Genomic DNA, 21,695 nt, shown 5'->3' with positions numbered 1-21,695 from the left:
GGCGTCATGGCGTCATGGCGTCATGACGTTGAGGCGTTGACAAGCTGGCGCGCCGGCATGGCGGACAATGGGGCGCTCGACCACAGCCCCCCCGCTTCCCTCATGCAGATACCGACGACGAATTCCCGCTCCCGCCGACTGTTTGTGCAATCCCTGTGCGCCTCGGGCGCGGGCCTGATGGTCCCGGCCTGGGCCGCTGCGGCCTCCGGGGAATCCCCCTGGCCGCATGACAGCCGCGTGCCCGGTGGCGTGGCCCGCCTGTCGCTGGGGCCAGCGGCCCAGCGGCCCCAGGTGCTGGCCGGCGACGTGCCCGTGCTGGTGGTGGGCGACATGATCGAATGGACGGCCGTGGTCGGCATTGCGCTGTCGGTGGCGCCCGGCACGCATGGCGTGACGGTGAAGGGCGAAGGCGCACCGCGCACCCTGCCCTACGAAGTGCGCGACAAGAAATACACCGAGCAGCGCCTGAAGGTCTCGCCCAAGACCGTGGACCTGTCACCCGAGGACGATGCCCGCTACCAGCGTGAACGAGCCCACCAGCAGACCATCATGGCGCTGTTCACCGAGCCGCCTGCACGCCCTGGCGACCTGCGCATGCGCCAGCCCGTGCCGGGTCGCCGCAGCAGCAGCTTCGGCCTGCGCCGCGTGTTCAACGGCCAGCCGCGCAATCCGCACAGCGGCATGGACATCGCGGCAGCCACGGGCACCAACGTCGTCGCGCCGCTGCCGGGCAAGGTGGTGGATGTGGGCGACTATTTCTTCAACGGCGGCACCGTGTGGCTGGACCACGGCGGTGGCCTGCTGAGCATGTACTGCCATCTGAGCAGCGTGCAGTGCAAGCTGGGCGATCAGCTGGACACGGGAGATGCCTTCTGCAAGGTCGGCGCCACGGGCCGCGTCACCGGCCCGCACCTGCACTGGGGCGTGATGCTCAACCGCACCATGGTGGACCCGGCGCTGTTCCTGGCCGCCTGAGCCGGGCCGGCGCCCGCAGGCGTCAGTGGTTGGCCGAGGGAATGGTGTTCTGCGGCGCCACCGGCGTGGGCACGGCGATGGACTCGCGGTCCTGCGCCAGGTAGCGCGATACCAGCTCGAAGAAGCTGTCGTAGAAACCGCTCTTGGCAATCGTCTCGCTGCCCACCTTGACCATGGAGTCGCTGCCCGAGGAGAACGGCAGCGACACCGACCCCAGCGCACCCACGCCCAGGCTGGCCGAGTTGGCGCTCTTCTTCAAGGTATAGCGGTCCTGCAGCGCCGTGACAAAGCCGATGCTGACCTGGCCATCGGCCGTCTCGGGCACGCAGACCACGCGGATGTTCATCTGCAGGTTCAGTTCGGGGTCGGGCTGGAAGCTCTTGCTGCCCTCTATGAGTTCGGCCGTGCGCGCCATGGCGATGTAGCCCTGGCTCAGCAGCGCGCGGCGCGCGGCCTCGCAGGTCTGGGCCGGCGAGGCATCGAACATGCGCGAGAAGGTCTCGGTGGAGCCGAAGCTCTCCTGCACGGGCACATGCTGGGGAATGGTCGAGCCGCAGCCCGCAAGCATTGCAATGATGGCCAAAGCTCCCGCGTAGCGCATGCCACGCACCCTGTTTGCTGCACTCCAACGTCGATACACGAACCTGCTCCTTGCTCCGGCGCCGCAGCCTGCGGATGGCATGGCGGCTGGCCGCCTATTCTCACCTGAGCGCAACGCATCGGCCGGCAACTTTGCAGCAATCCGTTTTTTCCGCCTGCATCAAATAGATGCAAAGGAATGTGAATAGCGCCCCGTTCTGACAGGCGCCGCCGCGCATCTGCGTTATGGTGCCCCGGTTCGGCCAGGGCCGGCGCGGCACATGCCGCGCCAGGGCTGCCACCAGCCCGCCGCGCCTGAGCCTGTCTCCGTACCCATCAACCAAGGAATTCAACATGAAGCCAAGCTGGACCTGGTGCCTGCCCGTGATCGTCACCATGGGGCTCGGCGCCTGCAGCCATATCGACAAGGGTGGCAATGCCGAAGAAGGCGCCAAGACCCAGGCGTCGGCCCCTGCCGGCCCACCCGGTGATGCCCAATCGCTGACCGCCTACCACTGGAATCTTCGCCAGGCCTTCACGCCCCAGGGCACCGAAGACCAGAGCTGGTTCCTGACCGCCGCCTCGCGCAAGCGGCCCCTGCAACTGGAATTCGCCGACCAGCGCCTGGCCGTCAAGAACCTGTGCAACGTGGTGACCACGGGCTACCGCACCGAAGGCAACCGCATCGCCACCCAACGCGCCGCCAGCACGCTGATGGCCTGCGATGACGACCAACTGATGGCGCTGGAGCAAAAGGTGGCCCGCATCCTGCCCACGGCCAAGCAATGGTCCGTGCAACTGGGCGAAGGCAAGCAGCCTGCGCGCCTGACGCTCACCTTCATCGATGGCACGCGCTGGCAGTTCGACGGCTCGCCCACGGCCCAGACCCAGTACGGCAGCGCCGGCGAGCGCATCTTCCTGGAAGTGGCACCCCAGCGCACGGCCTGCAATCACCCGCTGATCAAGGACTTCCAGTGCCTGCGCGTGCGCGAGATCCGCTACGGCGACAACGGCGTGAAGACCTCCACCGGCGAGTGGGAGAACTTCTACAGCGAGATCGAGGGCTACAAGCACGAACCCGGCATCCGCAACGTGCTGCGCATCCAGCGCTACAAGCGCCAGAACGTGCCCGCCGACGCATCGGCCTACGCCTATGTGCTGGACATGGTGGTCGAGAGCGAGCGCGTGGGCCGCTGAGCGCGTCTGCCTCCCAACAGCCCTGAAGGCCTGCATTGCGCAGGCCTTTTTCTTTGCAGGCTCACAGCACCGGGCTCAGCATTGCCAGCAGGTTGTTCCAGATGCGGCGGCCCCAGTGCCAGGCGTGGACCTGGGCGGCGGTGATGCGGTCGGACTGGCGGATGTAGTCGCCCTGGCGCTGGCGGATGGCGCGGGTCACGGCCTCGTCCTGCAGCAGCACGTTGTTCTCGAAGTTCAGGTCGAAGCTGCGCAGGTCCAGGTTGGTGGAGCCCACGAGGGCCACCTGCCCGTCCACGCACAGGGTCTTGGCATGCAGCAGGCCGGGGCGGAATTCATGGAGGATGACGCCGGCCCGCAGCAGGTAGCGGTAGGTGCTGCGGCTGGCCGCGCCCACGATCCAGGAATCGTTGCGCGCCGGCAGGATGAGCGTGACCTGCACGCCGCGCCAGGCGGCGGCGCACAGGGCCTCCAGCACGGTGGCATCGGGGATGAAATAGGGCGTGGAGATCACCACTTCGCGCCGCGCACTGGCCAGCAGGGTGGACACCAGCTGCGAGGTGGAGCGCGGCCGCTCGGCCGGGCCTTCGGCAATGACGACGGCGGCAAAGCCTTCGGCGGGCGTGTCGGCCGGCCCCGCTTCGGGTTGGGCAGCCAAGGGCATGGACAGTCCATGGTCTGCGCTGCGCGCCTGCGCCCAGTCGCTGGCAAAGACCTGCTGCATCTGCGCCACCACCGGGCCTTGCAAGCGCAGCATGATATCGACCCAGGGCGCGTAGCGGGCCTTGACGGCGAAGGCCTCGTCCGCGCAGTTCTGGCTGCCGCAGTATGTGATGGCACCATCGATCACGGTGATCTTGCGGTGGTTGCGCAGGTCCAGCCGGCTGGTGAACATCACCCTGAACGGGTGGCTGGCCGGCAGGGCCACGGCCAGTTGCACACCGGCCTGCGCCATCTGCTGCCAGAGGTCGGAGCGCAGCAGCGCGCGCGAGCCCAGCCCGTCCACCATGGCGCGGCAGACCACGCCACGCCGGGCCGCGCGCACCAGCGCCTGGGCCACGGCCGTTCCCGTGTCATCGGCCAGCCAGATGTAGTAGAGCACGTTGATCTCGTGACGGGCGGCCTCCATGTCGGCCAGCATGCGGGCGCGGGCCTGGGCACCATCGGCCATGAGCTGCGCGGCATGGCCCGGCTGTACGGGAAAGTGGTTGATGGACGCCGCATAGCCAAAGGCCGCCTGCCATTGCGGCGCGATGCCCGCCACCGGCACGCCGCTGCCCGTGACCGGGGCGCCGGGCGCAAAGTCCTGCACCTTGCGGTACCGGGCCCGGCCTCGGCGGCGCAGCGTCACCTCGCCAAACAGGTAGTACAGCGCGCAGCTCGCATAGGGGAGCAGCACGATGACGGTGAGCCAGCCCATGCGCACGTCGGGCCGCACATCGTCGCGCAGCAGGATGCGCAGGCCAAAGCCTGCAATGAGCAGCAGATGCAATGCAAGAAACAGCCAGGTCATGCAGCCAGCATAGCCGGGGGCCCTGCGGACGGGATTGGGCGGAAGGGATGTTTCACGGCGGCAAACCTGGATCTGCGCGCGGCCGGCCTCGCCTCAGGCAATGAACCGGAATTCCATGAACCCGCCGATGCTGAAATGCAACGATAGTGCACACCCACATTCCAGGAACTTTTCCGCTGCATGACGAAAATGACCGCAGCGTGACGGTTATGCCCAGCGACTGTGGGCCTGCCTGTGGACAAGCTTCGGGACAACCCTGCATTGCCGCGCCAGCCATGGGTTTGCCGCAGGCGCTGAAAAAACAGGCAGATCGCGCAGATGCCGCAATGTTTCACGCGGCCGGGCTGCGCCGTGCAGGCGGGCGCCTCAACGGAAGCGGAAACGGCCTTCGACGAACATGGACGAGCGGTGCCCGCCCTCGCTGGCCGGGTCGGCAAACGACCAGAAGGCCTGCACCGTGCCCTGGGCCGTGTCGATGACCTGGCTGACGGTGAAGCCCGTTTTCTCGATCCAGTTGAGGAAGTGCAGGCTGTCGCTGACCTGCAGGTAGCTGAGCCGTTCGCAGCCATCGGATACATGGCCCAGGGAATCGACCACATGCCAGACCATCTGGCCTTGCGGCGTGTACCGCACATCAGCCTTGCTGTCGGGGAAGTCGATGACCGCTTCGCGCCCGATCAAGGTGCCGGCGTATTGCATGGACAACATGGACATGGTGTGTTGCTCCTCTGATGCGGGGTTCTGGCCTGACCCGTGATGGCATATTCTCGCGCCGCGCCGCGGGTGTTTGTGGGAGCAGACCGCATGCCTTCGTCGGCAGCGTGGAGCGGGCACAACGGCCAGCAAGGCGCCGGCATTTCGCAGATACTGCGCGTGCTCCTCCACGGATATCCGATCTTGCCCTCCTCCCCGCTTCCCCCCTCATCGGCCGACAGCCCCGCTGCCGGCCTGCGCAGCAGCGCCTTCGTCCCCTTCGTCATGGCGCGCATGCTGTCCATGTTCGCCCAGCAGATGCAGGCGGTGGTCGTGGCCTGGCAGGTGTATGACCTGACGCGCGACCCCATGTCCCTGGCCTACGTGGGGCTGGCCCAGTTCCTGCCAATGCTGGCGCTGCTGATTCCGGCCGGCGACCTCAGCGACCGCATGAGCCGCAAGCGCCTGCTGTCGGGCAGCTGGACCGTGGCTGCCCTGTGCTCCCTGCTGCTGCTGTGGCTGTCCTGGCACGAGGGCGCGGCCGCGCACGATGTGAACTGGATCTATGCCGTGCTGGTGCTGTTCGGCTGCAGCCGCGCCTTCACGGGGCCGGCCCTGCAAAGCCTGCTGCCGCAGATCGTGCCGCGCGAGCAGCTGGCCCAGGCACTGGCCACCAACAGCATGCTGATGCGCACGGCAGCCATCGCGGCGCCTGTGCTGGGCGGAGTGCTCTACGCCTGGGGCGGCGCCGTGCTGACCTATGCGGTCTGCGGCGTCTCCCTGGTGCTGGCCGTGCTGCTGCTGGGCACGGTGCCCGTGCGCTTTGCCGGGGCCATGGCGCCGGCGGGCGGCTCGCTGTGGCAGCGCTTTGGCGAAGGCATTCATTTCATCCGCACGCGCCCCATCATCCTGGGCACGATTTCGCTGGACCTGTTCGCCGTGCTGCTGGGCGGCGTGGTGGCACTGCTGCCCGTGTATGCGCACGAGGTGCTCAAGGTCGGCCCCGAAGGCCTGGGCCTGCTGCGCTCGTCCATGACCGTGGGCGAGGTGGCCATGGGCCTGTGGCTGTCGGCCCGTCCCATCCAGCGCCATGTGGGCCGCGTGATGTTCGCCGCCGTGGCCATCTTCGGCGTGGCCAACCTGGTGTTTGCGCTGTCGCACTGGTTCTGGCTGTCCATGGCCGCCCTGATGCTGGCCGGCGCGGCCGACATGGTGAGTGTCTACATCCGCTCGGCCCTGGTGCAGTTTTCCACGCCCGACTCCATGCGCGGGCGCGTGAACGCGGTGAACATGCTGTTCATCGGTTCGTCCAACGAGCTGGGCGAATTCCGCGCCGGCACCAGCGCCGCCTGGCTGGGCGCCGTGCCGGCTGCCGTGGTGGGCAGCCTGTGCACGCTGGGCGTGGTCGGCAGCTGGATGACCCTGTTCAAGCCGCTGCGTGATGTGGACCGGCTGGAAGACGCGGCCCGCGTGGGCCAGGGCTAAAGCAGCTCGGCCCGCAGCTGCTGCGCAGTTTTGGGCGACAGCAGGCCGGGCGCCACGTCAAACACAGTCTTGCAGCCCGTCTGCCCCGACTGCTGCAGCCTGTGCACGGCGCGCGCATAGGCCACGAGCACGCTGGCCGTGAATTCCGGATTGCTGTCCAGCTGCAGGCGGTATTCGATGGAGTGGTGCAGCCCCTGCGAGCTGCGGCCGCTGCGGATGACGAATCCGCCATGCGGCATGGCCGCATGGTCACGGGCAAGCTCCTCGGCGCTGATGAAATGCACCGTGGTGTCGTATTCGTCAAAGTAATGCGGCATGCCGACGATGGCCTGGCGCACGCCATCGGCATCGGCCCCCTGCTCCAGCACCACAAAGCACTCGCGCCGGTGCCGCTCGCGCGCAGACAGCTCGGGCCGCACGCCGCTGCGCACGCGCTGCACGGCCTCGTCCACGGGAATGGTGTACTGCACGCCCCCGGCCACACCAGGAATGCGCCGGATGGCGTCCGAGTGCCCCTGGCTCAGGCCCTTGCCCCAGAAGGTGTAGGTGGCGCCATCGGGAAGCAGGGCCTCGCCCATGAGGCGTTGCAGGGAGAACATGCCCGGGTCCCAGCCCGCCGAGATCAGCGCCGTGGTGCCGGCTGCGCGGGCGGCGGCATCCACCCGGTCGAAATGCTCGGGAATGCGCGCATGGGTGTCGAAGCTGTCCACCAGGCTGAAATGCGCGGCCAGCGCGGGCGACTGCTGCGGCAGGTCGTCCTTGGAGCCGCCGCACAGCACCAGCACGTCGATGCCGGCGCGATGGGCCAGCAGGCTGTCCATGCCGTGCACGGGCGTGCCGGGCTGCAGCGGACACAGCCGGGCCGGATCACGGCGGGTGTAGATGCCGGCCAGCACCATGTCGGGGTTGCGGCCAATGGCCGCCTCCACGCCACGGCCCAGGTTGCCGTGGCCGACGATGGCGATGCGGATGGGAGCGGTGCTGCGATGGTCCATGCGGTGTGGTGCGTTGCGTTTGAGAGGGGTTCAGAAGCTCCGGTTCACGCGGCGGCGCAGAACCAGGCGCGATCTTGCATCGCCCTGAAGCCGCCAGTCGTGCAACGGGAGGCAGCACTGCGTTGCCCTGCACGGGGGTAGTGCGCGGGGGAGTGCGCAAAGGTAGTGCGCGGGGGTCTGCATGGCGGTGGGCGGACAGCGCCTACACTCACGCCCTCATGTTCCAGCCTTCATCCATCCCCTCCCTGGCCCAGCCGCCAGAGCCCGACGACGCGCCGCTGCACATCCTCTGGCGCGACGAGCATCTGGTGGCGGTCTACAAGCCCGCAGGCTGGCTGGTGCACCGCACGGGACTGGACGCGCACGAGACGCGCTTTGTGCTGCAGACCCTGCGCGACCAGTTGGGCTGCCATGTGTACCCCGCGCACCGCCTGGACAAGGGCACCTGCGGCGTGCTGGTCATGGCCTTGCATGCCCAGGCCGCCCAGCGGCTGGGCCAGGCCTTTGCCGGGCAGGAAGTGCGCAAGCAATACCTGGCGCTGGTGCGGGGCTGGCTGCCGGATGCGGTGGAGGTGGACCACGCGCTCAGGCCCGACGATGCGCCCGAGGACGCCCCAGCCCAGCCCGCACAGACTTCGCTGCGCTGCCTGGCGCGCCTTGAGTGGCCCGAGGCCTTTGACCCGCGCCACGCGGCCACGCGGGTCTCGCTGGTCGAGGCCCTGCCCGCCACGGGCCGGCGCCACCAGATACGCCGTCATCTCAAGCATGTGGCCCATCCCATCATTGGCGACGCCACGCATGGCAAGGGGCCGCTGAACCGCTGGTGGGCCGAGCGGCTGGGCCTGCAGCGGCTGTGGCTGCACGCCCATGCGCTGGAGCTGGCGCACCCGATGACGGGCGAGACGCTGCGCTTCGAGGCCGACTGGCGGCAACTGGGCCATGTGGCCGATGTGCAGCACTGGCGCGCGCTGTGCGCCCTGCCCGGCTGGCAGGCCTGTGCGGGCCTGCCGGCGACGGCGCGGCCGGATCAGACGGCTTCGGCAGGCGCGCCCGTTTCAGGCTGCTCCATCAGCGGCGCTGCCACGTAGGCGTAGTCGGCCGAGGCATCGGCCTTGAGCACGCCAGACAGCAGCTCCACCAGGCGTTCGTTGCCCATCTTGAAGCCGCAGGCCTGGGCATGGCCACCGCCGCCAAAGCTCTCGGCCAGCGGAATGCAGTTGAACTCCGAGCGCGAGCGCAGGCCGATCTTCACGCCCTTGGTGCTGGCATGCCACATCAGCGCGAAGCTGCCGCTCTGGCGCGCCAGCAGGTCGCCGACCTGGCTGTGGAACATGCCCGGGCAGTTGACCATCAGCCCTTGCATGCCGTTGAAGACCAGGGGCTGGGCCGCCTCGGAAATGTCGGCGCACAGCTTCTGGAATTTTTCGTCCATGGCGCCGCCGCGCGCCATGAAGGCGGCTTCCTGCTCGGGCGTGAAGGCCGCGATCTCGGCCCAGCGCTCGAAGCTGCGCGGCTCCATGTCCAGCGCCGCGAGAAAGCCCGCGCTCTCGGCGAATTCCCACTTCCAGATGTCGCGGTCCTCGATGAAGCGGATCAGGCCGGGCACGGGCTTGTCGGCCTGGAAGAACTCCCATGCCAGGCGCGCGCCGGACTTGTTCATGTCGAAGTGCACGACGCCGCAGCGGCACTGGTAGCCGCTCAGCTTTTCGGCAGCGCTCTTGTGGTGGTCCAGCACCACGAGCTTGGCCACGCGCGACTCGATCTCGGCCATGAGCTCGGGCTCGAAGGCGAAGTCCAGCACGTAGACGGCGCGGCCGGCCAGCTCGCCCAGGTCGTCGGCCTTCTGGATCTCGCCATGGTCCAGGCCCCGGAATTCAGCCTGCCCGCCGTAGTACAGCCAGGCCGCCAGCGCCGCGCCGTAGCCGTCCGGGCAGCGGCGGCCGTGGTAGAGGATCAGGGGCTGGGGATCGTCATGCTCGGGGCGCACGAACAATTGCAGGGGCAGGATGGTGTTTTTCATGATGGGGGCGATTGTCGGTCCTGGCGCCATTCCCCTGCACTTGCTCCAGCGCCCGGGCACCCTGGGCAGCCGGGCATTGCGCGGGCTGCTCGCAAGGAACGTAGCGCAAAGCCTGGGCAGCACAAGGCCTATCGCCCCGGCAGGCGCCGCAGGCAAACCCCAGGACCTATCATGTCCGCCTTGTCATTGAATTGCTGCGACCGCCTGCGGACCCGCTGGGCGTGCAGGCCGCCGCGGCCCCTGTATGCGATCCACACCCGACATCACCCCCCACCTCGGCTCCCTGCTGAAGTTCCGCCACGACCTGCATGCCAACCCCGAGTTGCGCTACGAGGAGCACCGCACCGGCGACAAGGTGGCGGCCTACCTGATGGCGCTGGGTCTGCAGGTGCACCGCGGGCTGGGCAGGACCGGCGTGGTGGCAAGCATCCACGGCCGGGGGCGCAGCGCCGCCAACCCGGGCCGCAGCATCGGCATACGGGCCGACATGGATGCGCTGCCGGTGACGGAGCTCAACGCCTTCGGCCACGCCAGCCAGAACCCGGGCTGCATGCATGCCTGCGGCCATGACGGCCACACGACCATGCTGCTGGGCGCGGCCACGCTGCTGGCGCAGCAGCCGGATTTCGATGGATCGGTGCACCTGATCTTCCAGCCCGCCGAGGAAGGCGGCGCAGGCGCCAAGGCCATGATGGAGGACGGCTTGTTCGACCGCTTCCCCTGCGAGGCCGTGTTCGCGCTGCACAACTGGCCTGCCCTGCCTGCCGGCGAGATGGCGGTGCGCGTGGGGCCCATCATGGCCTCCACGCTGCGCTTCGAGATCCGCGTGCACGGCAAGGGCGGCCACGCTGCCATGCCCCACACCACGCTGGACCCGATTCCCGTGGCCTGCGCCATCGTCGGCCAGTTGCAGACCCTGGTGTCGCGCAGCACCGATCCGCTGGACAGCGCCGTGCTCACCGTGGGCAAGATCACCAGCGGCACGGTGGAGAACATCATTCCCGACGAGGCCAGCATCTTCGGCACGGTGCGCGCCCTCAGGACCGAGACGCAGCAGATGTTCATCGAAGGCATGCAGCGCATCAGCGAGCATGTGGCGGCCGCCCATCTGTGCCGCGCCGAGTTCATTCTCAAGCCCGGCTACCCCAACACCACCAACCACGCGCACGAGGCCAGCTTCATGGCCGAGGTGATGCGCGAGGCGGTGGGCGAGGACCGCACCCACGCCGACATCCTGCCGGCCATGACGGCCGAGGACTTCGGCTTCATGCTGGAGGCCGTGCCCGGCGCCTATGGCTGGATCGGCAACGGCCCCGCCACGGGCGAGCCCGGCGTGGGCCTGCACAACCCCGGCTACGACTTCAACGACGACAACCTGGGGCGCGGCGCACGCTTCTGGGACCTGCTGGCGCGCCGCTGGCTGGAACAGTCCAGGACCTGAACGCCGTCACACGTAGGCTCTTGGGCCTGCCCTCACACGCAGGCCCTTGCGCTGGCCCTCACGCCGGCTTTCACACGCCGGCAGGCGCCCCCAGCTGCAGATCCACCCACTCGACCGCCGGCAGGGGCCGGCCGTAGTGGTAGCCCTGGAACAGCACGTCCTGATTCCAGGCCCGCAGCGTGCCGGCCTGCTCTTCGGTCTCCACTCCTTCGGCCACCACGCGCAGGCGCAGGCGTCTGGCCAGCAGCAGGATGGCCTCGACCATGGCGGCATTGCCTGGCGAGGTATGGCAGTCCTGCACAAAGGACTTGTCGATCTTGAGTTCACGGAACGGCAGCCGCTGCAGATAGGCCAGCGATGAATAGCCGGTGCCGAAGTCGTCCAACCCCATCTCCACGCCCAGCAGCTGCAGCTCGGCCATGCGCTCGCGCGCCTCGTCCACATCGCGCATGACCACGCTTTCGGTGACCTCCAGCGTGAGGCGGCGCGGGTCGGCCCCGGTTGCGGCCAGGGTGCGCTTGAGCTTGTCCACCACGTCGGGCTGGCGGAACTGCCGCCAGCTGACGTTGACCGACAGCCGCCAGCCCTGCTGCACGAACTCGGGCCGCACCAGCATGCGGCAGGCCTGCTCCAGCATCCAGTCGCCCAGTTGCACGATCAGGTCCGATTCCTCGGCCACGGGAATGAAATCACCGGGCTCGACCATGCCCAGGCGCGGATGGTTCCAGCGCACCAGCACCTCGGCGCCCACACAGCGCCCCATGTGGTCCACCTGGGACTGCAGATAGGGCTGCAGCTCGCCGGCAGGAATGGCGCGGCGCAAGTCCTTTTCGATGCGAAAGCGCTTGCCCACGGCCTCGGCCATGTCGGGCTGGAAGATGACGACCTGGCCCAGCCCGGCCTGCTTGGCCTGGTGCAGGGCCACGCCCGCGCGGCGCAGCACATCGTGGCCACCGCTGTCGGTGCGCGAGGCGGCAAAGCTGGCCGCGCCAATGCTGCAACTGGCCTGCACTTCCTCGCCGGTTTCCTCCAGCCACAGCGGCCGCTCCAGCGCGTCCTGCAGCACCTGTGCCAGGGCGCGCATGTGCTGATCGACCTCGGCCGCCTCCTGGCCGGCCTTCTCCAGCAGCACGGCGAATTCATCGGCGCCCATGCGGGCCAGCAGCACGCCGTCGGGCAGGGCATCGGCCAGGCGCAGCGCCAGCGCGCCCAGCAGCGCATCGCCACGCACCGTGCCGCGCACATCGTTGAAGGCGGTGAAGCGGTCCATGTCCAGCAGCAGCAGGCCGTGGCGCGGCTCACCGCCCTTGCCGCCCTCGCGGAATTCGCGCGCCAGCGCGCGCAGGCGCTGGGTCAGCGACAGGCGGTTGGGCAGGCCGGTGAGCGCGTCGAAATGCGCCAGTGCATGGATCTGGCGTTCTGCGCGCATGCGCTCGGACAGGTCCTGCTTGAGTTCCACATAGTTGACGATGCTGCCGTCCGAGGCGCGTATGGGCGCCACCAGCACGGCCTCGGGCAGGTCCTCGCCCTGGCGTGTGCGGTTGGTCATCTGGCCGCGCCACAGCGCGCCCCGGCCCAGCTGGTGCAAGGCCTCTTCCCAGGCCGGCGCGTCCAGGCCCATGGTGGAGTAGCGGTGCGTGGGCTGGCCCAGGACCTCGTTGCGCGCAAAGCCGGTGCGCTGCAAAAAGGCCTCGTTCACGTAGACGATGTTCTGGTGCACGTCGGTGATGACGATGCTTTCGGGGTTCTGCTCCACGGCGCGGTAGAACTTGCGCAGATCGTCCTGGTGCTGCTCCAGCGAGCCCAGCGTGTCCTGCAGTTCCTGGGCACGGCGGATCAGGCTGCGCCTTGCCATCAGCGTGACCGTGCCCGTCAGCCCCAGCATGCCCACGAAGTACAGCATGGAGAACACGGGCGAGGTTTCGCGCTGGCCTATCCAGTCAACGCCCTCGCGGCCCGCCACCCAGAACGCGGCCATGGCCAGCACGGACAGCACCAGCATGGCCAGCGTGGTGCGCACGCCCAGCACCCAGGCGCACATGACGAGCAAGGCCGGAAAGGCCAGCACCGAGCTGCTTTGCACGCCGCCCGTGGCAGCCACCACGGTCACGGCTGCCACCCAGGTGCCCCAGACCAGAAGATTGGAGGCCAGCCTCCAGTGCCGGCGCCAGCCCAGCAGCACGGCGCCGAAGCTCACGCCCGCGGCAACCAGGTTCAGCCGAACGCTGGGCCAGGGAACGGGGTCCTGCGTCAGAAGCGCCATGGCCAGGAGCACGGTGAGGCTGGTGATCCATAGGCTGCCGACCAGAACGACCCGGCGCAGGGACAAATGGATTTCCGCCTCGACTCGATGACGCCGCATGAAAAAGCCCCAACAGAGAAAGAACACTCAACATGCTAGCGGTCGGCGCCGCCTGCGGCTGTGGTGGTTGTGCCACCGCCCCGGTCGGACGCTCTCTTGCACCAAACGGGGTATGCCGGCGCCAGCCGGCGGTGCCTCAGGGCGCGCTTTTGCGCTCGCGCGGGGGGCGCTTGCGCGCCTTGCTGGCGTCCTTGCGGGCCTGGCGCTCGGCATCGCGTTCCTGGCCCACGGCCAGCCACTGCGCGTATTCGTCGGGCGTCTCCAGCGTGATGCGGCCCAGGATTGCTCCGCGGAAATCCGTGAGCACCAGCTCGGCAGCTTTTTGCAGATTGACACGTCCGCCGCTCATCATGGCGCCGCGGCGCCGGCCGATGGCGTCCAGCAGCTCGTCGTCATGCAGGGCGGCAATGCGTTCGTTGTCCAGGCCCAGCTTGTAGCGCGCCTCCAGCAGGTCCGCGTAGTTCTTCTGCAGATAGCCCAGCAGCTCCAGCGCCACCAGTTCCTCGTCATAGGCGTTGCGGCCCACGGCGCCGCTGGCGGCCAGGTTGTAGCCGCTTTGCTCGACGATGATGCGCGGCCACAGCATGCCGGGCGTGTCCCAGAGGTAGAAGTCGTCGGCCAGCACGATGCGCTGCTCCAGCTTGGTGATGCCGGCCTCGTCCCCCGTCTTGGCCTGCCGCTTGCCGCTCATGGAGTTGATCAGCGTGGACTTGCCCACGTTGGGAATGCCGCAGATCAGCACGCGCATGGGCTTGGCCATGCCGCCACGGTTGGGGGCCAGCAGCTTGCAGGCCTCGATCAGCCGGCGCGTGGGCGCGGGCTCGGAGGCGTCCAGCGCAATGGCGCGCGTGTCGCTCTGGGCGTTGTACCAGTCCAGCCACAGCGGCGTGCGCGCGGCATCGGCCAGGTCCTGCTTGTTGAGCACCTGCAGGCGCGGCTTGTGGCCCGTCAGCTCCTGCAGCAGCGGGTTGCTGCTCGACCCCGGCAGGCGCGCATCCAGCACTTCGATGACCACATCGATTTCCTTGACGCGCTCGGTGATCACCTTGCGCGTGAGATTCATGTGACCGGGGAACCACTGTATGGCCATGGGATTACTTTCTGGGAAACGGGGGAACTGGCAGGGGCGCAAGGATAATTCATGGCTTGCGCAGACAGGATGGAACAGCGCGCTGCGCCCCAGCGCAAACCGCAGGCTTCATTCTTTCTTGCGCAAGCCGCAATTGTCCCCCGCTTTTACGCCCCGCCTCACTGCCTATGTCCTTGCCCGATACCCCCTCTTCCCGCTCCGCCTCGCGCAAGGCCGACATCGAACTGTTGATCAAGGGAGTGACCTGCGCCGTGATCGGCCTGGTGATTCTGCTGGCGCCGCAGTTCATGGCACCCGGGGGCATCGTGCAGATGATGGCCCAGTCGTACCTGGTCGGCTGGTTCGCCCTGCTGCTGGGCACGGCCTTCATCGTGCTGTTTGTGGTGCGCCGCAGCAAGGCGCGGCGCTGAGCATGGTGCAGGGCCCGCTGGAGCAGGCGCTGTCGCAGATCGGGCTTTGGCAGCAGCGCGCCCAGGCTGCAGGCATTGCACTGCGCCCGGCGCCGCCCCAGCCCACCAGTTGCTGCGGCCGCGGCTGCAACGGCTGCGTCTGGGAAGGCTTCTACGACGCCGTGCTGTTCTGGTGCGAGGATGCAGGCCAGGCCCTGAGCGGCGGACCTGGCTGAGGCACGGTCAGCGCAGGTTCTCGGGCGACATGTAGCGCAGGCGCCATTCCTCGAAGGACAGCGTGTCTGCGGCCTCGATGTCGCGCTGGTCCTGCACGGACTGCGCCGACCATTGCTCGAAGCGCTGCTGCTGCGCCTGGCTCCAGGGCAGGGCCAGCAGCGAATCGCGGGCCTTCTCGGAACGGGCCAGCGTGAAGCGCGAGAAGCTGTTGCCGTACTCGCCCGTCAGCTCGCCCAGCACATGGGCCGACGGCGTGCGCTCCGGATGCTCCAGGCGCTCCAGCGCCTGGGCCAGCGCGGCACTGTAATCGTGCGTGCCGTGCGTGCTGTCCAGCGCCTGGGCATAGGGGCGGCACTGGTCCAGCACTTCATGGGCCCAGTCGCGCAGCGGCACCTCGCGGCCCGCGCGCACCAGTTGCAGGCCGGGCTCGCGGCCACGCTCGGCGGTCAGGTGCTGGTTGTGCTTGAGTTCGGCGATCTCGGCCGGCGTATCGGGCGGGCTGTCGGCATTCAGGCAGTGCAGCAGGAACACGTCCAGCATGCGCATGGTGGGGGCGGCAATGCCCACATCCTCGAAGGGATCGAGGTCCATCAGGCGCACTTCCACATACTCCACGCCGCGCTCGCGCAGGGCATGCAGCGGGCGCTCGCCACGGCTGACGGTGCGCTTGGGGCGGATGGTGCCGTAGAACTCGTTCTCGATCTGCAGCAGACCCGTGCCCAGCTGGTTGTAGTCGCCGCCCGGATTGCGCACGCCCAGCATCTCGTAGGCCGGGTAGGGATGGGTCAGCGCCTCATGCAGCGAATTCGCATAGCCTTCCAGGCCGTTGTAGCTGACGTTGATGCTGGCCTGCGCATCGCTCTGGTAGCCCAGGCGGCCCATGCGCAGCGAGGTGGCATGGGGCAGGTACAGCGCCTGGCCCGTATTGCCCAGCGGCTTCAGGCCATGCTCGCGCCCCTCGACGAAACAGGGACACAGCGCGGGCGATGCGCCGTACAGATACAGCAGCACGAAGGCATGGCGCCGGAAGTTGCGGATCAGCGAGAAATACTGCTCGCTGGCCACGCCGGGCAGCGACCAGTTGTAGTGGATGCCCGAGATGGTCTGCATGCGCCGGCCATAGCGATGGCCCAGGCCCATGCGGTACACGCTCTTGGATCGGCCCGAATGCGAGGAGCCATAGCGCGCCAGCGGAATCGTCTCGTCCGTGGGCAGCTGGCAGGGCATGCTGGACGACCACAGCATCTCGCCGCCCGCATCGCGCAGGCTGCGCAGCACGAACTGGTGGATCTGCACCAGCTCGTCCAGGCATTCCTGCACGCCCAGGCGCGCGCCCGTGATCAGCTCGATCTGCGATTCGCTGTAGTCGGTGGTGATGTGCGGATGCGTGAGCGCCGAGCCCAGTGCCAGGGGATGCGGCGTCAGCGCCAGGCTGCCGGAAGGCAGCACGCGCAGGCCCTCCTTTTCTATGCCACGGCGTATGCCCTTGAGCCGCTGGGGATCGGGAACCGCCATGGATGCCTGCGATGTTTTCATTCTTGTTTACCGATTCGTTGATGGGCACCGGCCCACACGGAAACCACCAGGATTCCCGGCGGACCCGACCCGGACGCCGAATGATAGAGAAACGGCAGGAAACGCGATGGTGCCTGTCCGCTTAACCACGCGTTTTGGCCTGTTGCCCCGCATGGCACCGCCGCGAGCGAAAGGAATATGTCAGAGTTTCGCCCTCACGGCCGGCCCTGCCTTGACGCCGGGCAAGGGCAGGCCGGCCAGCGGTGAAATCACTTGCCGGCCCCCGCTTCATCAACGGGCAGCGGCCATGGCCTTGCCCACTTCCAGCGTGCCCTGCGCGGCGCCGCTGGCGGGCACCTGTTCGCCGCTGCGGTCCAGCACCTGGGCCAGTTGCGCCGCCAGTTGCTCCGGAACCTGATCGCCCTGGCCCAGATACACGCCTTCGGTCAGCGTGATGAAGGCCGCCTCGAAGCCGCCCGCGCCTGCGCACAGCGTGGTACGTGTGGGCGCACTTTCGTGGGCCAGCACCAGCATGGCGGGCACCACGGCCTCGGGCTTGAGGGCGGCCAGCACGGCCTCGGGCATCAGGCCTTCGGTCATGCGGGTGGCCGCCGTGGGGGCCAGCGCATTCACATGGATGCCGTGCTTGGCGCCTTCGATGGCCAGCGTCTGCATGAGGCCGACCTGGGCCAGCTTGGCCGCGCCGTAGTTGGCCTGGCCGAAGTTGCCATACAGGCCCGTGGACGAGGTGGTCATCACGATGCGCCCGTAGTTCTGCGCCTGCATGTGCGGCCACACGGCCTTGCAGCAATGCGCGGCGCCCATCAGGTGCACTTCCACCACCAAGCGGAAATCATCCATGTCCATCTTGGCGAAGCTCTTGTCGCGCAGGATGCCGGCGTTGTTGACCAGGATGTCCACGCGGCCCCAGGCATCGACGGCCTGCTGCACCATGGCCTGCACGGCCGCGAAATCGGTGACCGATGCGCCGTTGGCCAGCGCCTGGCCGCCCGCCGCGCGGATCTCGTCCACCACGGCCTGGGCCGCCGTGGCCGAGCCGCCGCTGCCATCGACCGCGCCGCCCAGATCATTGACCAGCACCTTGGCGCCGCGCGCCGCCAGCGCCAGCGCATGCAGACGCCCCAGGCCGCCGCCGGCCCCCGTCACGATGGCCACGCGGCCTTCAAACTCAATCGCCATGGAGATGCTCCCTTTGTTGCATTGGATGCCGGCTCCGCCCGCCGGATGGCAAGGCGCCGGTCACCCAGCAATGTAGACGGACGCCGCCTTCATTCCGGTTGCCCAAGCGACTGCGGCAGGCCCGCCAGCCTTGTCCCCACCATTGCGTGACAAGCCTGTGGACAACCATGTGCTGGCTCGGGACTGGTGACCCAAGCGGTTGTTTTGAATGGATTTTTTTCTTTTGCCTATTTTTTAATCAAATCCACAAGTCGTCTGCCCGACTTATCCCGTCTCACCCTGAACAATCTTGTGAACAACTTTCACAGCAGGCGGGATAAGCCACATAAGCCATTGATTCAAAAGGAAAACATGCAACCTGCTTAAAAAACAGGCAGAAGACCCCGGATTTTCGGGCCGCGTCCCGCTTATCCACCGCGCAACCCGCATGTACGCATTTACCCCCATTCGGACTGGACAAGCATGTGGACAAGCCGCCAAAAATGCCAAATTCGCAACATAAGTCATTGATTTGTCAAACAAGCCTGCCAATTGCTCAAAAAACAGGCAAACCTGTGCTTCACAGCCGGACGCGTTCAAACGCCTTGCGACCCGCTCCCCTCACAGGCCTCATCTCGCGCATGCGCTGCAAGCGCCCCGCAGACGGCACCGGCAACCAGGGGAAAGACATAGACGCTGAGGGATCTGGGAAACGGCGTGCCGGAGGTCGCTGCAAAGCATGCCGCCAGCGCAGCGACACCGCTCACCGCACCCAGCACGGCGCCGAACTCCCTGGTGCTCAGTACCTGGAGCAGGCCCCTGAGAGGCCAGCCGACCACATAGATCACCCCCGCCAAAGCGGCAGGAACAGCTCCTATGCCATAGCCAAACAGGACGAGCAGCCAGTTCACCGAAAGGGACGGCACACCGTCCGCACCCAGAAGCATCACGGTCAGCACGCCCACACCGGGACCGACCAGCAGGAAAACAACCACAGGCAGGAGGTAGGGCTTGATATGCATGGCGCCAAGCCTAGCGCACCGCCGACCGCTGACCGCTGTCCGGGAGACCCACCCCAACCCAGCCCCCTGGCGCCAGACATGGCCCGAGACAGGGTACAAACACCCTTCGCCCCACCGAATTGCTGATCCCCCCTGATTCCCCCTTGATAACCATGAGCCAGGATTCCCCCGCCTCCTCCCCTTTTTCCCCGCCCTTCTTCACAGCCCGCCTCACGCCCAGCGGCCTGCAGGTCGATGCCTGGGCCGACCAGCCGCTGCTGCATTCGCTGGAGCAGGGCGGCGTGGACTGGCCCAGTTCCTGCCGCAACGGCACCTGCCGCACCTGCATCGGGCAGCTGGTCTCGGGCAGCGTGCGCTACGAGATCGAATGGCCGGGCGTGACGCGCGAGGAACGGGCCGAGGGCTGCGTGCTGCCCTGCATCGCCTATCCCGAAGGCGATGTGGTGCTGCAGGACCCCGGCCCCTGAATCCGGCCAAAGCCCGCGCCGCCTGCGGCCGATGGCCGCTGGAATAGAATGTGCGCTTTCGCAAGGTCATTCCGGGTCATGCCGATTGCCGACAGCGGCTGCGCCGCGCCACACGTTCTTTGGAAGCCCACTTCTGACGCCTGCCAGGCCGAGGGAGCCGGCGCGTGTGCCGCGCCCTGTCCGCACGACCCGGCTCCTCCAGAAGGCACTCCATGAACAACTCCACGTCCCCCGTGCCCATCTCGCCGGTGGAAGACATCATTGCCGACATGCGCGCGGGCCGCATGGTCATCCTCGTCGATGAGGAAGACCGCGAGAACGAAGGCGACCTGGTGCTGGCCGCCGACCATGTCACGCCCGAGGCGATCAACTTCATGGCGCGCTTCGGCCGCGGCCTGATCTGCCTGACGCTCACGCGCGAGCGCTGCGAATACCTGAAGCTGCCGCCCATGGCCGCGCGCAACGGCACTGTGTACAGCACGGCCTTCACCGTCTCCATCGAAGCGGCCGAGGGCGTGACCACCGGCATTTCCGCAGCCGACCGCGCGCGCACCGTGCAGGCCGCCGTGGCCAAGGACTCCAAGCCCACGGATCTGGTCCAGCCCGGCCACATCTTCCCGCTGCAGGCCGTCGACGGCGGCGTGCTCATGCGCGCCGGCCATACCGAGGCTGGCTGCGACTTCGCCGCCCTGGCCGGCTGCAGCCCCGCCGCCGTGATCTGCGAGATCATGAAGGACGACGGCACCATGGCCCGCCTGCCCGACCTGCAGCTGTTCGCTGCCGAGCACGGCCTGAAGATCGGCACCATTGCCGACCTGATCCAGTACCGCAGCCGCAACGAATCCCTGCTCAGCAAGGTCGGCACGCGCCCGCTGCAGACGGCGCATGGCGAGTTCATCGCCCATGCCTTCCGCGACCTGCCCAGCCAATCCGTGCACCTGGCCCTGGTCAAGGGCCAGTGGGAAGCCGACACCCCCGTGCCCGTGCGCGTGCATGAGCCGCTGTCCGTGCTGGATGCGCTGGAGACCGGCCGCACCCTGCATTCCTGGAGCCTGGACTCCAGCCTCGAATACATCGCCCGCCAGGGCCACGGCGTGGCCGTGCTGCTCAACTGCGGCGAGACCGGCGACCAGCTGATGGCCCAGTTCGACGGCAGCGCCCGTGCCGCCCAGGCCCCCGAGCGCGGCCGCATGGACCTGCGCACCTATGGCGTGGGCGCGCAGATCCTGCGCGAATGCGGCGTGCAGCGCATGCAGCTCATGGGCCAGCCGCGCCGCTTGCCCAGCATGGCCGGCTACGGCCTCGAAATCAGCGGCTACATCCCCAAGGAATAAGAAATGTTGAACGCAGAAAAGGGCCAGGCCCAGAACCTCGACGGCGCGCAGCTGCGCGTCGGCATCGTCCAGGCCCGCTTCAATGAAAGCATCACCAACAGCCTGACCCAGGCCTGCCGCGAAGAGCTGCTGGCCCTGGGCGTGCAGGCCGGAAACATCGACCACGTCACCGTGCCCGGCGCCCTGGAAGTGCCCGTGGCGCTGCAGGCGATGGCCGAGTCCGACCGGTACGACGCCCTGGTGGCGCTGGGCTGCATCATCCGTGGGGAGACATACCACTTCGAGCTGGTGGCCAACGAATCGGGCGCGGGTGTCACGCGCCTGGCCCTGGACTACCAGCTGCCGATCGCCAACGCGATCATCACCACCGAGAACACGGAGCAGGCCATCGCGCGCCAGACCGAAAAGGGACGCGACGCGGCCCGGGTCGCCGTGGAGATGGCCAACCTGCTCCAAACCATAGCCCGAACATGAGCGACGAACAATCCACACCGGCCTCGGGCCGCCCTCCCCGCCAAAGCCGCGGCGGCCTGACCAGCACCGGCGCGCGCAAGGCCGCCTCCAAGTCCAACCGCAGCCGCGCGCGTGAATTCGCGCTGCAGGCGCTGTACCAGCACCTGGTGGGCGGCAACGACGTGGAGGCCATCGACCGCTTCACGCGCGACCTGTCCGGCTTTCACAAGGCCGACTCGGTGCACTACGACGCGCTGCTGCGCGGCTGCATCAACTCCCAGGTGGACCTGGACGCGCTGATCGCCCCCAAGCTGGACCGCACCATGGCCGAGATCTCGCCCATCGAGCACGCCAGCATGTGGATCGGCGTGTATGAATTCCAGCACTGCCCCGACGTGCCCTGGCGCGTGGTGCTCAACGAGTGCATCGAGCTGGCCAAGGAATTCGGCGGCACCGACGGCCACAAATACGTGAACGCCGTGCTCAACGGCCTGGCGCCCACGCTGCGCGCGGCCGAAGTCGAGCATGACCGTGCGGGCAAGGGCTCCGCGCCCGCGCAGCCCGCCGCCGCCAAGGCAGACACGGCCAACGACGCGGCAGCAGATGCCGCCACGGACGCAGCAGCAGACGACGCTGCCGACAAGGCCGCCGGCTGACGCCGCGCCTCGGGTCTTCGGGGCACAGGCCCCGCCGCATCCGGCCATCCATGGCCCGCCCGCGCCTGCCGGGCGCGGGCGCCTCTTCCAGGATTT

The 21,695-nt window shown here is 68.0% G+C and carries 21 protein-coding genes; 11 read left to right on the top strand and 10 right to left on the bottom strand.

Annotated elements, in window-relative coordinates:
* The first annotated feature begins 102 nt into the window (after positions 1-102).
* Complete coding sequence (locus ACUTR7_RS28250) at positions 103-975, top strand: peptidoglycan DD-metalloendopeptidase family protein (protein ID WP_063326734.1); 873 nt, start codon at positions 103-105, stop codon at positions 973-975.
* Positions 976-997: 22 nt separating this feature from the next.
* On the opposite strand, the gene ACUTR7_RS28245 is transcribed toward ACUTR7_RS28250, so the two are convergent.
* Positions 998-1,576, bottom strand: a complete 579-nt coding sequence (locus ACUTR7_RS28245) for a DUF2242 domain-containing protein (RefSeq protein ID WP_013803394.1) — start codon at positions 1,574-1,576, stop codon at positions 998-1,000.
* Between the two features lie 332 nt (positions 1,577-1,908).
* On the opposite strand from ACUTR7_RS28245, the gene ACUTR7_RS28240 reads away from it, so the two are divergent.
* A complete protein-coding gene (locus tag ACUTR7_RS28240) occupies positions 1,909-2,751 on the top strand; it encodes an META and DUF4377 domain-containing protein (protein ID WP_013803395.1) in 843 nt (280 codons plus the stop codon).
* Between the two features lie 61 nt (positions 2,752-2,812).
* Here the strand turns inward: ACUTR7_RS28240 and cls are convergent, their stop codons facing one another.
* Complete coding sequence (gene cls / locus ACUTR7_RS28235; RefSeq protein ID WP_445610326.1) at positions 2,813-4,261, bottom strand: cardiolipin synthase; 1,449 nt, start codon at positions 4,259-4,261, stop codon at positions 2,813-2,815.
* 366 nt (positions 4,262-4,627) lie between these two features.
* Positions 4,628-4,975, bottom strand: coding sequence for a MoaF-related domain-containing protein (locus ACUTR7_RS28230; protein WP_012204400.1), 348 nt, complete (start codon positions 4,973-4,975; stop codon positions 4,628-4,630).
* 90 nt (positions 4,976-5,065) lie between these two features.
* Here ACUTR7_RS28230 and ACUTR7_RS28225 point away from each other — a divergent pair, with 90 nt between their 5' ends.
* Positions 5,066-6,439: an MFS transporter gene (locus ACUTR7_RS28225; RefSeq protein WP_445610325.1), complete on the top strand. Its 1,374-nt coding sequence runs from the start codon at positions 5,066-5,068 to the stop codon at positions 6,437-6,439.
* On the opposite strand, the gene ACUTR7_RS28220 is transcribed toward ACUTR7_RS28225, so the two are convergent.
* Complete coding sequence (locus tag ACUTR7_RS28220; RefSeq protein WP_445610324.1) at positions 6,436-7,434, bottom strand: diaminopimelate dehydrogenase; 999 nt, start codon at positions 7,432-7,434, stop codon at positions 6,436-6,438. The genes ACUTR7_RS28225 and ACUTR7_RS28220 overlap by 4 nt on opposite strands.
* 218 nt (positions 7,435-7,652) lie before the next feature.
* Between ACUTR7_RS28220 and ACUTR7_RS28215 the strand changes: the two genes are divergently transcribed.
* On the top strand, positions 7,653-8,522 hold the full coding sequence (locus ACUTR7_RS28215) for a pseudouridine synthase (protein WP_445610323.1): 870 nt from the start codon (positions 7,653-7,655) through the stop codon (positions 8,520-8,522).
* On the opposite strand, the gene ACUTR7_RS28210 is transcribed toward ACUTR7_RS28215, so the two are convergent.
* Positions 8,462-9,454: a DHH family phosphoesterase gene (locus ACUTR7_RS28210; protein ID WP_071954811.1), complete on the bottom strand. Its 993-nt coding sequence runs from the start codon at positions 9,452-9,454 to the stop codon at positions 8,462-8,464. The genes ACUTR7_RS28215 and ACUTR7_RS28210 overlap by 61 nt on opposite strands.
* Before the next feature lie 244 nt (positions 9,455-9,698).
* Between ACUTR7_RS28210 and ACUTR7_RS28205 the strand changes: the two genes are divergently transcribed.
* The gene (locus ACUTR7_RS28205) at positions 9,699-10,895 is read left to right on the top strand and encodes a M20 aminoacylase family protein (protein WP_445610322.1); all 1,197 of its coding nucleotides are present in this window, start codon (positions 9,699-9,701) and stop codon (positions 10,893-10,895) included.
* A 70-nt stretch (positions 10,896-10,965) separates the two neighbouring features.
* Here the strand turns inward: ACUTR7_RS28205 and ACUTR7_RS28200 are convergent, their stop codons facing one another.
* Both ACUTR7_RS28200 and ylqF read right to left on the bottom strand, forming a co-directional pair.
* On the bottom strand, positions 10,966-13,257 hold the full coding sequence (locus tag ACUTR7_RS28200) for a putative bifunctional diguanylate cyclase/phosphodiesterase (protein ID WP_071954809.1): 2,292 nt from the start codon (positions 13,255-13,257) through the stop codon (positions 10,966-10,968).
* 136 nt (positions 13,258-13,393) lie between these two features.
* The gene (gene ylqF, locus ACUTR7_RS28195; protein ID WP_012204393.1) at positions 13,394-14,347 is read right to left on the bottom strand and encodes a ribosome biogenesis GTPase YlqF; all 954 of its coding nucleotides are present in this window, start codon (positions 14,345-14,347) and stop codon (positions 13,394-13,396) included.
* Between the two features lie 167 nt (positions 14,348-14,514).
* Between ylqF and ACUTR7_RS28190 the strand changes: the two genes are divergently transcribed.
* Positions 14,515-14,757, top strand: coding sequence for a hypothetical protein (locus tag ACUTR7_RS28190; RefSeq protein WP_043823769.1), 243 nt, complete (start codon positions 14,515-14,517; stop codon positions 14,755-14,757).
* 2 nt (positions 14,758-14,759) lie between these two features.
* Positions 14,760-14,972 (top strand): oxidoreductase-like domain-containing protein, encoded by a 213-nt coding sequence (locus ACUTR7_RS28185; protein WP_012204391.1) that lies wholly within the window; start codon positions 14,760-14,762, stop codon positions 14,970-14,972.
* Between the two features lie 7 nt (positions 14,973-14,979).
* Here ACUTR7_RS28185 and gshA read toward each other — a convergent pair whose 3' ends face one another.
* From gshA to ACUTR7_RS28170, 3 genes are all read right to left on the bottom strand, one after another.
* Positions 14,980-16,509 (bottom strand): glutamate--cysteine ligase, encoded by a 1,530-nt coding sequence (gene gshA / locus ACUTR7_RS28180; RefSeq protein ID WP_445610321.1) that lies wholly within the window; start codon positions 16,507-16,509, stop codon positions 14,980-14,982.
* 270 nt (positions 16,510-16,779) lie between these two features.
* Positions 16,780-17,688: an SDR family NAD(P)-dependent oxidoreductase gene (locus ACUTR7_RS28175; protein ID WP_013803405.1), complete on the bottom strand. Its 909-nt coding sequence runs from the start codon at positions 17,686-17,688 to the stop codon at positions 16,780-16,782.
* Between the two features lie 575 nt (positions 17,689-18,263).
* Positions 18,264-18,689, bottom strand: coding sequence for a hypothetical protein (locus ACUTR7_RS28170; protein WP_043823767.1), 426 nt, complete (start codon positions 18,687-18,689; stop codon positions 18,264-18,266).
* A 152-nt stretch (positions 18,690-18,841) separates the two neighbouring features.
* On the opposite strand from ACUTR7_RS28170, the gene ACUTR7_RS28165 reads away from it, so the two are divergent.
* The 4 genes from ACUTR7_RS28165 to nusB all read left to right on the top strand — a co-directional run bounded on the left by ACUTR7_RS28165 (position 18,842) and on the right by nusB (position 21,599).
* Positions 18,842-19,156 (top strand): 2Fe-2S iron-sulfur cluster-binding protein, encoded by a 315-nt coding sequence (locus tag ACUTR7_RS28165; protein ID WP_016450460.1) that lies wholly within the window; start codon positions 18,842-18,844, stop codon positions 19,154-19,156.
* A gap of 212 nt (positions 19,157-19,368) precedes the next feature.
* On the top strand, positions 19,369-20,490 hold the full coding sequence (gene ribBA / locus ACUTR7_RS28160; RefSeq protein ID WP_013803408.1) for a bifunctional 3,4-dihydroxy-2-butanone-4-phosphate synthase/GTP cyclohydrolase II: 1,122 nt from the start codon (positions 19,369-19,371) through the stop codon (positions 20,488-20,490).
* 3 nt (positions 20,491-20,493) lie between these two features.
* Positions 20,494-20,964 (top strand): 6,7-dimethyl-8-ribityllumazine synthase, encoded by a 471-nt coding sequence (gene ribH / locus ACUTR7_RS28155; protein ID WP_012204386.1) that lies wholly within the window; start codon positions 20,494-20,496, stop codon positions 20,962-20,964.
* On the top strand, positions 20,961-21,599 hold the full coding sequence (gene nusB, locus ACUTR7_RS28150; RefSeq protein ID WP_445610320.1) for a transcription antitermination factor NusB: 639 nt from the start codon (positions 20,961-20,963) through the stop codon (positions 21,597-21,599). Before ribH ends, nusB begins: the two co-directional genes overlap by 4 nt.
* Positions 21,600-21,695: the final 96 nt, after the last annotated feature.

Source organism: Delftia sp. NA_296.1, assembly GCF_052692095.1.
Note: the sequence above shows the minus strand (reverse complement) of the source record. Positions and strands in the feature narration are given on the sequence as shown.

What these genes read in the sequence shown, in the direction of transcription:
- ACUTR7_RS28250 (WP_063326734.1), top strand. Translation starts at nt 103, where the DNA reads ATGCAGATACCGACGACGAATTCCCGCTCCCGCCGACTGTTTGTGCAA.
- ACUTR7_RS28245 (WP_013803394.1), bottom strand. Translation starts at nt 1,576, where the DNA reads ATGCGCTACGCGGGAGCTTTGGCCATCATTGCAATGCTTGCGGGCTGC.
- ACUTR7_RS28240 (WP_013803395.1), top strand. Translation starts at nt 1,909, where the DNA reads ATGAAGCCAAGCTGGACCTGGTGCCTGCCCGTGATCGTCACCATGGGG.
- cls (WP_445610326.1), bottom strand. Translation starts at nt 4,261, where the DNA reads ATGACCTGGCTGTTTCTTGCATTGCATCTGCTGCTCATTGCAGGCTTT.
- ACUTR7_RS28230 (WP_012204400.1), bottom strand. Translation starts at nt 4,975, where the DNA reads ATGTCCATGTTGTCCATGCAATACGCCGGCACCTTGATCGGGCGCGAA.
- ACUTR7_RS28225 (WP_445610325.1), top strand. Translation starts at nt 5,066, where the DNA reads ATGCCTTCGTCGGCAGCGTGGAGCGGGCACAACGGCCAGCAAGGCGCC.
- ACUTR7_RS28220 (WP_445610324.1), bottom strand. Translation starts at nt 7,434, where the DNA reads ATGGACCATCGCAGCACCGCTCCCATCCGCATCGCCATCGTCGGCCAC.
- ACUTR7_RS28215 (WP_445610323.1), top strand. Translation starts at nt 7,653, where the DNA reads ATGTTCCAGCCTTCATCCATCCCCTCCCTGGCCCAGCCGCCAGAGCCC.
- ACUTR7_RS28210 (WP_071954811.1), bottom strand. Translation starts at nt 9,454, where the DNA reads ATGAAAAACACCATCCTGCCCCTGCAATTGTTCGTGCGCCCCGAGCAT.
- ACUTR7_RS28205 (WP_445610322.1), top strand. Translation starts at nt 9,699, where the DNA reads ATGCGATCCACACCCGACATCACCCCCCACCTCGGCTCCCTGCTGAAG.
- ACUTR7_RS28200 (WP_071954809.1), bottom strand. Translation starts at nt 13,257, where the DNA reads ATGCGGCGTCATCGAGTCGAGGCGGAAATCCATTTGTCCCTGCGCCGG.
- ylqF (WP_012204393.1), bottom strand. Translation starts at nt 14,347, where the DNA reads ATGGCCATACAGTGGTTCCCCGGTCACATGAATCTCACGCGCAAGGTG.
- ACUTR7_RS28190 (WP_043823769.1), top strand. Translation starts at nt 14,515, where the DNA reads ATGTCCTTGCCCGATACCCCCTCTTCCCGCTCCGCCTCGCGCAAGGCC.
- ACUTR7_RS28185 (WP_012204391.1), top strand. Translation starts at nt 14,760, where the DNA reads ATGGTGCAGGGCCCGCTGGAGCAGGCGCTGTCGCAGATCGGGCTTTGG.
- gshA (WP_445610321.1), bottom strand. Translation starts at nt 16,509, where the DNA reads ATGAAAACATCGCAGGCATCCATGGCGGTTCCCGATCCCCAGCGGCTC.
- ACUTR7_RS28175 (WP_013803405.1), bottom strand. Translation starts at nt 17,688, where the DNA reads ATGGCGATTGAGTTTGAAGGCCGCGTGGCCATCGTGACGGGGGCCGGC.
- ACUTR7_RS28170 (WP_043823767.1), bottom strand. Translation starts at nt 18,689, where the DNA reads ATGCATATCAAGCCCTACCTCCTGCCTGTGGTTGTTTTCCTGCTGGTC.
- ACUTR7_RS28165 (WP_016450460.1), top strand. Translation starts at nt 18,842, where the DNA reads ATGAGCCAGGATTCCCCCGCCTCCTCCCCTTTTTCCCCGCCCTTCTTC.
- ribBA (WP_013803408.1), top strand. Translation starts at nt 19,369, where the DNA reads ATGAACAACTCCACGTCCCCCGTGCCCATCTCGCCGGTGGAAGACATC.
- ribH (WP_012204386.1), top strand. Translation starts at nt 20,494, where the DNA reads ATGTTGAACGCAGAAAAGGGCCAGGCCCAGAACCTCGACGGCGCGCAG.
- nusB (WP_445610320.1), top strand. Translation starts at nt 20,961, where the DNA reads ATGAGCGACGAACAATCCACACCGGCCTCGGGCCGCCCTCCCCGCCAA.